This window comes from Methanomassiliicoccales archaeon (assembly GCA_038740345.1).
Lineage (GTDB): Archaea > Thermoplasmatota > Thermoplasmata > Methanomassiliicoccales > UBA472 > JAJRAN01.
In genome coordinates this window covers 89,608-96,787 of record JAVYMA010000003.1, presented here as the reverse complement: position 1 = coordinate 96,787, position 7,180 = coordinate 89,608, and the positions used below count along the sequence as shown (strand labels likewise).

Below are 7,180 nucleotides of genomic sequence, written 5' to 3'. Positions count from 1 at the left end.
TATCGTCTTGAGTTCAATGCCACGCAACTTAGCCATCTCCGTCATTTTCCATTCCAATACTTCTTTGAGCGCCTTTTTAGTCCCGTGCATATGTCCCTCGGCCACATATCCCCCTTTTCCATCCTTTCGGAAGGCGTAGGCGATTCCGGCTGATATCATCTCACCTTCGCCCCCCCTCATCTGGGCCAATACGCAGAACGTTATCCCCCCCATGGGGAGTTCCCTAACAGGGACCTGTTTAGCACCGATGGGAAGGACAGATGAGACCGACACCAGGTTCTGCTCGCCGATCTTTGCAGCCTTCAATGCTTCATCGAAGGCATTGAGATCTGAGACCTTACTAACGGCGCAACCTGAAGTGATGAAAAACTTCTTGGGGACTAGATTCATGAAGCGAGTTATCTAATTATAGAATTTAAGGTTATCTCCAGACAGGTCATTTCCCTTTGGGTTGGTAAACCCTCAGCTCGCGCTCCAGCATCTTGACTTCTCGCGAGGACAGGGCTTGGGGGCTCAAAGGGATGATAAACAGCGCGTCTTTGACCGCCACATTTTCATTCACCAGTTGTAGGAATTTAAGCACCTTGATGAAATTATTCTGAGACATGAGGTATTCAAGCCCAGACAGCAGAACAATGCCCCCTTCAGGATTATCAAGGAACCCCTTCACCTCTGCATATATCAAAGGTATGTTAGTCGGTTCACGAGCGTATTTTATGTCTCTCTCATAAGACAACCAAATGAAAGGGCATTCGCCGATATCGAACTTCTTCTTCACTTTCTCAGGATATTCGCGCGATATCCACATGCCCTTATAGCCATTTGAGACGTAATCTTGGAATACATCGAAACCTGCATAGGGGTCTTCTGACTCTATCAAATATGAATATCCAGGCTCTAACTTGTGGATGGATTCCGATTTCCCTTGCCTCCGACCGATTTTGTAGGTCCCCTCCACGGGACGGAGCGTATGGACGCACAATTCCTTACCGTCCGCAATACAATCTATTTCCGTAGCCTCGTATCTGCGCTTGAGCAGTGAAGAGACCATACCAGCGAGATACCCCCTGGTAAAATCGCATCTTCTTCCTTGCCTAGCTTCGATAGAGTCTTGAAGGGCAATTTCAATGAAGTCCTCTTCCATTTTATTTATGACCATCCTGCTTAGACCGGTCTCAGACCATAGTTGGAGCAGCACATCCTTCAATTGTGAGGAAGTCTCAGCTTCGACACCCAGGGCTTGAATCATGCCAACACCAGCCCTATACCCAAATCTGGCCAGTGTTTCTTTGGCCTCTTCGTCCTCTATCAATTCCAGCTCTTCTCTTAGGTCCCTCAAAGCTGAGCCAGGCATTACAAAGAATGGATTGCTCTCATCGCTCACGCTACCTCCTCCATTATTAATCTACCGAGCTCGAGGAAGGCCTCCTCCACTCCTTGGCCAGTCTTGGCAGAGGTGATGATTAAAGGCCCACCCAGAATCTCCCGCGAAGCGTTTAATTTATTGTCAGTGACCTTGCTCTCCAGGTCCGCCTTGTTGGCAACAATCACTATCTTGGCATTGGGTGCAATACGCAGGAAGTCGTCTCTCCATTTTAGCAGATTATCTAACGTTTCAGGCCTGGTAAGATCAAATACCAAAAGAGCGCCGTTCGCGCCTTTGTAATAGGCGGAATGCAAGGCATCATCGCTCTTTTGGCCCAGTATATCCCAGAGCATGAGCATGAGCTCCACCTCGTCGAGCACGAGCACTTTCTTGGTGACTTTCGTGCCGAAAGAGACTATATAATCATCTTTGAAGACATCCTCCACGAAACGGCGCACCAAGCTTGTTTTTCCCACTGCCCCATCGCCGAGCAGGCAGACTTTCCGAATGAACTTCCGCCTCTCCATTCTGGACCAAGATGAGTATAGCCGCAGGGATTTAAGTAATGGTCGCCCTCATTGTCCGTTCGAAGGTCCTAACTATATATCACTGACTCATCGCTTCTCTTCGAGGGCTGGCGCATGGCTTGCATGGCGGATTTCAGCTCTCTCTCCAAGCTCTCCGCCTCCTTAAACAATGGCTCTGGGTCCAATTTTAGCTCCGGAAGCATTTTGGCCAGCTGCTCCAACAGTCTCGCCGCTCCTCTGGCATCAGGGTAATCCGCTCTTGCAGGTCCGAGAAGACAGATGGCATCATGGCCTAGACGATCCGCTTCGTAAAGCAAAACCCCTGAGACTCCAGAGACCATACCCTCGCTGAATTCTTTCAAACCATAAGTGGCAAGCATTTTTTTACATCTCTCTCCAGTCGCCACTGCTAGGATCTCTCTCTGCTCAGGATTCTCTCCTAAATTCATCCCCTCTAAACAAAGAACGGTTTCTATGTTGTTCTTGCGGCACCATTCAAAGATTACATCCACCAGAGGCCTTAATTGATTAGGTGAGGGCATGAACTCAGAGGTAATCACAACCAATTGCTCACACTTCTCACCCGGACCATCGCAGACTCGTGTCCCAGCATAGATTCTCATCGGAGGGTGGATGTTTCCCTCGTGAACGATGGAGTAGGGCGGGAAGTCGTCGGATATTATCGCTGCGATACGCTCCAGCCTCATCTGCTTCACGATGAAGTTGGAAGCGATGGAACTTACCAGCCCTATACTTGGAAATCCAATGACCACCAAAGCTCGGTCAAGCGCCAATTTCTTGTAATCATGGATGAAGATGCCCTGTTGCATGAAGATCCTATTTGCCATTGCCCGCGCCTGTACTTATATCCTTTCTGGAAGTAGGGAATTGTTTGCAAAGTCAGATCCGATATATCAGGGGAGACAAGGCGGCATCTTAAAATGGGTTGGCGTGCGTTAGGCGGCTCAATGAAGGCCATTACGAACAGGGAAGAGCAGCTTCTTATGCATCGGACACCTGGTGGAATTCCTGTTATCGTTGATAGACTCAATCATAGCCGCGCAGCCGCGGTAGCAGTCAATATTTCGGTAGGTTCTCGTGACGAAAGACCAGAATTTTGTGGCATAGCGCATCTCCTGGAGCATTTGCTCTTCAAGGGGACGAAATTCCACACCTCTAAAGAGATCAACAGCATCGTCGAAGCTGCTGGAGGGGAAATGAACGGCTATACGGGGAAGGAGATAACATCGTATTACATACAAACCCTAGATGAGACTATCAACACTGCCCAGCAGGTTTTAACCGAGATGGTTCGCCACCCTCTATTGGACCCCAAGGACGTGGAGATGGAGAAGAAAGTGGTCATGCAGGAGATAAAAATGGTTGAAGACGATCCAGATGGCTATATCCATGAGCTATTAGTGAAGGCGGCATGGGATGGGAATCCCATGGCAAATCCTGAGGGAGGTTCGATAGAGAGCGTTCTAGCCATGAGGCCAGATGACATTCGTCAGTACTTTGTTGACCATTACCGCCCTCCCTATTTGAGCGTTGTAGCCACCGGCAATGTAGATGCGGGCCAAGTATTGAATTGGGCATCGCGCAGCTTTGACGATTTGGCTAAGTCATCCATTAGTCGCGAACGTCTAGCTCCCGTCTTTCATTCAGGTGTAAAACTGTTTCCTAGAGACGGGGATCAAATGTATGTGGGTATGGGCTTTCCTGGGCTCCCCGCTGCGCACCAAGACCGTTACGCCCAGAATCTTCTCAGTGTAATACTGGCGGCGGGTAACTCGTCCAGACTATATCATAAAATAAGGGAGGAAAACGGTTTGGTATATTCGATATATTCTCTTTCATATCCATTTACCGATTGTGGCCTTTTTTCCATATTCTTCTCCACATCCTCTGATAATTGCATGAAGGTGCTGGAACTTATCGCTGAAGAGATTAGGAATCTCAAAAGCAAGGGGTTGGAGAAGGACGAGCTCACTCGCGCTAAGCGCTGGTTAAAAGGGATGATCGTCCGCAAATTAGAGCCTGTGGAAAACCGTATGTTCTTCCATGGGGAGCATTTCCTTCAAACAGGCTCGTTGCTGACAGAGGAACAAATGCTCCAGCGCTTAGAGATGGTAAAAGAGGAAGATGTGCTTAAAATTGTAGAAAGGATGTTGAATGCTGGAAAATTATGCCTTGCCATCCACGCATCCCCTGAAGAGGGAAGCAAGGTGGCAAGATTAGCCGAATCCTTGGAATTCTGATGCCTACCGTTGAGGCTCATTAAGCAATTCCAATACCGTCTTAACCGCCATTGGCAAGGCTGCCTTAACAGGAGAGGTCATCTCCTCGGAGATGTCATAAGTGTTCTGAGCTTCTATCGCTACGAACTTAATGTCGGCCGGAAAACGTTGAGGTTCAAGGAGCTTTCCCAGCTCAAAAGCCGTCACTATATTCGTTTCATGAGGGTTCGATCCATGAACAGCATAGGCAAAGGAATCGCGCTCGAGAACACGAACGGTGCCAGGTGCAAACTCGCCTGAAGTGATGGCGTCGACGATTATGACTCGCTTATAATCTAATAGCATTTCTATAAGATCGAGACCGCTGACACTTGCCTCTTCCACATCCGTATCCGGCAAGCCCATTTCTTTTATTGCTTCGGCCACTCTTAGGCCGATTTGATCGTCACTTATGAAAGGCGATCCTATGCCAAGCACAAGCTTCTCTTTCTTTGGCGCCATCAATCGACGGAAAGGCGCGTGGAATAAAAGGTTTTTGAATCTTATCTTGTACATCTCGGCTGGACATCCCCGGAAAAAAGAATCTAGGGATTTATTCGAAAGTGGAATCTTACAATTGAGACGGTAATAAAAAGTTCGTCGAGGGACCTAGAACGTCAGCGATTAAGAACACTCGGAATCCTTCATGCCACTCGTTAACCCTTGGGATGAGTTAGGCGAAGATTTTAAGGGAGAAAATCTTGAAGTCTTGGCAGCTGCATGGCCGATCGATGCGAATTGAACCCGTCATATCCTTAAGGGTTAACGGTCGGACGCTCACGCCTCATCAGTTGGAGGTACTCCTGGAAGTGCATCGGCAGGGGAGTCAGAGGAAGGCCGCTTTGGCGCTAGGGCTAGCCACGCCTGTGGTTAACAAATTGCTTCGCCAAGTCCAACGTAAGGTGGGTGAAAGCATATTGGATACTTCCCCTCATGGAACTGAACTTAACGAGGCCGGAAACACCCTCGCCTTAGAGTTCGCCGCCGTAAGCGCCAGGATGAGAGTGAAGGATTCAGTGGTGGTAGGAGGCACTTTGCTTACTGAAGAGATGCTTTTGACCTCACTTTCACGCCTCGATTCAAAGGCTAGATACGACTTGATAATTTCCGACGACCAGCGCAATCTAAAAGATTTCAATGCGGGCCTCATGGATGTTGTGGTCCTGGATGACCCGCTCTTCGCTTACGAGTTGAAGGGAGCCAAATTCGAGGAGCTGGCCACTGACCGTCTGCTGCACATCGATAAGGGGGAGGCGCATGTCTTCTTCAGGTATGGGGCTCAGAGGATAGGCTACAGGCACCTCGAGACCACGGGACGAAAATATAGCATCGAGGGAACCACTCGTTCCCTCACGCACTTGCTCAAGTCAGGGAAGAGCTTCTTCATCAATGAATCTTTTGCCCTCAGAAAGGGCTTGCGACTTGCCAGTTCCATCGATCCCAGATTCACGGAGCACAGGATATTGGCGCTTTATCGCCAAGAAAAACCTGAAATCTCATGGCTGATGAGAGAATTGAGCAGGGAGCGTCTTTTGCAGTAGCATTTACCATTTATGGTAATACAACGTTGATTTTTTCTCATACTTTTATATAAGGCCGTGACGGTCAGCCCCTCAGGTGCTTCGATGACCAAGATTGCTGAGCCCAATCCGGCATTCACGAAGATGGTTGAGAAAGGAGGACCTGGTGGCGAGACTTTGATGCTATGCTACCAGTGTGGAACTTGTACTGCGTCCTGTCCATCAGGTCGTTTAACGGCCTTCAGGACGAGACAGATAATCAGGAAGGCCCAGCTCGGGCTGAAGGATGAGATACTTCCTTCGGATGACCTATGGCTGTGCACCACCTGCTACTCTTGCGTAGAAAGGTGTCCGAGAGAGGTGGAGATCACGGATATCCTGTTCATATTGCGCAACATGGCTGTAAGGGAGGGTCATATGGCCGAACAGCACAAGAAGATAGGAGAGAATATGTTGAAACATGGAGCCACCGTCCCCGTCAAAGAGGAGGTCATGAAGCTGAGGGTTAAGATGGGATTGCCAGAGAATCCGCCTACAACCGTTGGGAACAAGAAGGCCATGGAGGATTTCCGTAAGATAATGGAAGAGTGCGGTTTCGACAAGCTGATGAAAGGAGGGAAGAAGTGAATGTCAGGTAGGTACGCTTTCTTCCTGGGTTGCGTGGCCCCCCTCAGATACCCAGGCATCGAATTGGCCACGAGGGAGATATTCAAGTCATTGGGCGTTGAATTGGTGGAGCTCGAGGGTGCGGGGTGCTGCCCGGCACCAGGTGTGATTCGCTCTTTCGATCAGACCACATGGCTGGCCCTAGCTGCTCGGAATCTGGCTTTGGCGGAGCAGAAGAAGACGGACATAATGACGATCTGCAATGGATGCTATGGCTCCATGTTCGAGGCCAATCATATTATGCAGCATCACCCAGAGGAGATGAAGAAAGTTAATGATGTTCTGAGCAAAGTAGGCCTCAAATACAATGGAGCAGTGAAGGTGCGCCATTTCGCTGAGGTTCTATATAAGGACATCGGTATGGAGAAGATCAAGGCGCATGTGAAGAATCCCTTGAACTATAACATAGCTGTGCATTATGGCTGCCACTTCGTAAAGCCTACACGTGTGAAGCATCTGGACGATCCAGAGAGGCCAAGGATATTGGACGAGCTGGTGGAGGCTACTGGCGCCAAGAGCATAAACTATAAGGACAAGCTCATGTGCTGCGGAGCTGGTGGTGGGGTTCGCTCCAGGGACAACAAGACCGCGCTAAGAATGACAGAGGAGAAGCTAAAGAACCTGAAGAAGGTGAATGCTCAGATGATCGTGGATGTGTGCCCGTTCTGCCACTTGCAGTACGATGCGTCCCAGAACGACCTTCCCGGATATAATATCCCCGTCATTCACCTGTCCCAGCTCTACGGCATGGCCTTCGGACTGCCGCGTGACAAATTGGGACTAGAAGCGCATGTGACTAAGGTAAACCTCTAAGGTCTGAAT

General features: G+C 49.2%; 9 protein-coding genes. 4 read left to right on the top strand and 5 right to left on the bottom strand.

Going from position 1 to position 7,180, the window contains the following annotated elements; genetic code table 11:
- From QW520_02140 to QW520_02125, 4 genes are all read right to left on the bottom strand, one after another.
- Positions 1-390: pyruvoyl-dependent arginine decarboxylase (locus tag QW520_02140; protein ID MEM0448603.1), on the bottom strand; the 390-nt coding region annotated here is incomplete at its 3' end.
- A 46-nt stretch (positions 391-436) separates the two neighbouring features.
- The gene (locus QW520_02135; GenBank protein MEM0448602.1) at positions 437-1,384 is read right to left on the bottom strand and encodes a DUF835 domain-containing protein; all 948 of its coding nucleotides are present in this window, start codon (positions 1,382-1,384) and stop codon (positions 437-439) included.
- On the bottom strand, positions 1,381-1,893 hold the full coding sequence (locus QW520_02130) for a Rab family GTPase (protein ID MEM0448601.1): 513 nt from the start codon (positions 1,891-1,893) through the stop codon (positions 1,381-1,383). Before QW520_02130 ends, QW520_02135 begins: the two co-directional genes overlap by 4 nt.
- A 68-nt stretch (positions 1,894-1,961) precedes the next feature.
- The gene (locus QW520_02125) at positions 1,962-2,741 is read right to left on the bottom strand and encodes a PAC2 family protein (GenBank protein ID MEM0448600.1); all 780 of its coding nucleotides are present in this window, start codon (positions 2,739-2,741) and stop codon (positions 1,962-1,964) included.
- 93 nt (positions 2,742-2,834) lie between these two features.
- Between QW520_02125 and QW520_02120 the strand changes: the two genes are divergently transcribed.
- A complete protein-coding gene (locus tag QW520_02120; protein ID MEM0448599.1) occupies positions 2,835-4,154 on the top strand; it encodes a pitrilysin family protein in 1,320 nt (439 codons plus the stop codon).
- A 3-nt stretch (positions 4,155-4,157) separates the two neighbouring features.
- Here the strand turns inward: QW520_02120 and QW520_02115 are convergent, their stop codons facing one another.
- Entirely contained in the window at positions 4,158-4,634 is a 477-nt protein-coding gene (locus tag QW520_02115; GenBank protein ID MEM0448598.1) for a hydrogenase maturation protease, read from the bottom strand.
- Positions 4,635-4,903: 269 nt separating this feature from the next.
- On the opposite strand from QW520_02115, the gene QW520_02110 reads away from it, so the two are divergent.
- Genes QW520_02110 through hdrB form a run of 3 tightly spaced genes read left to right on the top strand, consistent with a single transcriptional unit; the run spans position 4,904 to position 7,171 of the window.
- Positions 4,904-5,713: a LysR family transcriptional regulator gene (locus QW520_02110; GenBank protein ID MEM0448597.1), complete on the top strand. Its 810-nt coding sequence runs from the start codon at positions 4,904-4,906 to the stop codon at positions 5,711-5,713.
- Positions 5,714-5,770: 57 nt separating this feature from the next.
- Entirely contained in the window at positions 5,771-6,319 is a 549-nt protein-coding gene (hdrC, locus tag QW520_02105) for a CoB--CoM heterodisulfide reductase subunit C (protein MEM0448596.1), read from the top strand.
- The gene (hdrB, locus tag QW520_02100; protein MEM0448595.1) at positions 6,320-7,171 is read left to right on the top strand and encodes a CoB--CoM heterodisulfide reductase subunit B; all 852 of its coding nucleotides are present in this window, start codon (positions 6,320-6,322) and stop codon (positions 7,169-7,171) included.
- The last annotated feature ends 9 nt before the right edge of the window (positions 7,172-7,180 follow it).

Coding starts and splice junctions, on each gene's coding strand:
- QW520_02125 (MEM0448600.1), bottom strand. CDS start 2,741: ATGGCAAATAGGATCTTCATGCAACAGGGCATCTTCATCCATGATTAC.
- QW520_02110 (MEM0448597.1), top strand. CDS start 4,904: ATGCGAATTGAACCCGTCATATCCTTAAGGGTTAACGGTCGGACGCTC.
- QW520_02115 (MEM0448598.1), bottom strand. CDS start 4,634: ATGGCGCCAAAGAAAGAGAAGCTTGTGCTTGGCATAGGATCGCCTTTC.
- QW520_02130 (MEM0448601.1), bottom strand. CDS start 1,893: ATGGAGAGGCGGAAGTTCATTCGGAAAGTCTGCCTGCTCGGCGATGGG.
- QW520_02120 (MEM0448599.1), top strand. CDS start 2,835: ATGGGTTGGCGTGCGTTAGGCGGCTCAATGAAGGCCATTACGAACAGG.
- hdrB (MEM0448595.1), top strand. CDS start 6,320: ATGTCAGGTAGGTACGCTTTCTTCCTGGGTTGCGTGGCCCCCCTCAGA.